The 1,355-nt window shown below is 32.9% G+C and carries 2 protein-coding genes and 1 pseudogene; all 3 read right to left on the bottom strand.

The window, feature by feature from the left end:
• Positions 1 to 443 precede the first annotated feature (443 nt).
• A complete protein-coding gene (locus tag OZZ83_RS14625; protein WP_002311006.1) occupies positions 444 to 665 on the bottom strand; it encodes a hypothetical protein in 222 nt (73 codons plus the stop codon).
• Positions 666 to 762: 97 nt separating this feature from the next.
• Positions 763 to 1,008 carry a hypothetical protein gene (locus tag OZZ83_RS14620; protein WP_008271463.1) on the bottom strand — a complete coding sequence of 82 codons (246 nt, stop codon included), beginning with the start codon at positions 1,006 to 1,008 and terminating at the stop codon, positions 763 to 765.
• A gap of 62 nt (positions 1,009 to 1,070) precedes the next feature.
• Positions 1,071 to 1,355 (bottom strand): annotated as a pseudogene (locus OZZ83_RS14615) (IS982 family transposase); the annotation flags it as partial.

Below are 1,355 nucleotides of genomic sequence, written 5' to 3'. Positions count from 1 at the left end.
AACAGCGACAATAATGACGTCTTTTTTGAATTGTTTGCCTTTAAAATGATTCATTACTCTGTCCTCTCTGTCTTTTTTCTCAATTTTACACTAAAATAGATTTTTTGGAAAACTTTGCAACAGAACCACAGGTTTTTTATATCCACCTGTATGAACTCTATATAAAAGTTTTCCTTCAGGAAACCTAAGATTTTTGTTTTTACTATATACTTCTTCCCAGAACTTGTCCGTCTCCTTCAAATTATCTCTACCTCTCGAGTTCATTGGGTGGTTTGCCCATTTATTAAACATGTAATCACCTTTCTCATACTCATATATTTATGTCCCATTTCAATTATATTTATATATGCTTAAATAAATTTGTATCCTGAAATTTATTGTAATATGAAGCTGTATTTTACATATAGTAACCAAAGAGTTAATAAAATAAAAAGAGCGAACCACTATAGATCAGCTCTTTTTTCATTGCTGTTTTTAATCTTATCTAGAATCACTTCAAATGTTTCAAAGGTATTTACATCTAACTGACATAACCAAAGCAAGTACTTCTTTTCTTTGTAAGTCCAATCAATATTGCGGTAAGAGGACATTAGATTATGGTACCTTGCTCTTTGTTCAACTGAAGCCAATTCCCAGCGTTTTTCAAATATTTTTTCTTCTTCCATTATTGATCCCTCGCAAGACGCTACCTCAAACTTAAATAATGGGCAGCGAAAGTCTAATTCCTTAGATCTAAGTATAGCAAACAAATATGAAAAAAACTTAGAAGGTAGTAAAAGTTCTTCCGTCTTTTGCTTTGCTTCTATTCTTAATGTGTTTCGTTATCGGTGCCCTACAAAGATTTTCATTAATTACACACTCATTTATTGTTGTGTATTTTCTGACATTTCTCTCTTGATCAATTATTTTAATTCCATGGGCATCCTGATAGTTCATAGGAGAGGAGCGGCTATCAGAAATAGTTGCACCTATCTCTTGAACTTCTTTTACAACTTCTGGAAAATCCATCCATCCTGCTTCAGCTGTCAAAAGTAATAATCTATAATATTTACCCGTGGTGCTAGTTAATTTTAATATCCTAAAGAATATCTCGAAGTTCCTTCAAAACGTCGTTGTGCTCGACTTAATAGAACACTGTAAGCCAGTAATATGCTTTCAAATCTACTCTCTAGCCCTTTAACAGAACGTGAGTTGAAATTTTGACAACCTAATTTTTCTAAGGAAGAACAAACAGTCTCAACTGTTTTTCTTTGTTTTCCAAGTAAGCTGTGGTCTAGTTTTTCTGATTTATCCATGTTTTTACGTGGCGGAACGGATATAGTAATGCCCTTAAGGGCAAGCTTTTCATGGATTTT

The organism is Enterococcus sp. E5-162 (assembly GCF_035725965.1).
In the GTDB taxonomy this organism is placed as follows: domain Bacteria; phylum Bacillota; class Bacilli; order Lactobacillales; family Enterococcaceae; genus Enterococcus_B; species Enterococcus_B lactis.
The sequence above is the reverse complement of the archived record's forward strand: the minus strand, read 5'-3'. Positions and strand labels throughout refer to the sequence as shown.

Coding starts and splice junctions, on each gene's coding strand:
- OZZ83_RS14625 (WP_002311006.1), bottom strand. CDS start 665: ATGGAAGAAGAAAAAATATTTGAAAAACGCTGGGAATTGGCTTCAGTT.
- OZZ83_RS14620 (WP_008271463.1), bottom strand. CDS start 1,008: ATGGATTTTCCAGAAGTTGTAAAAGAAGTTCAAGAGATAGGTGCAACT.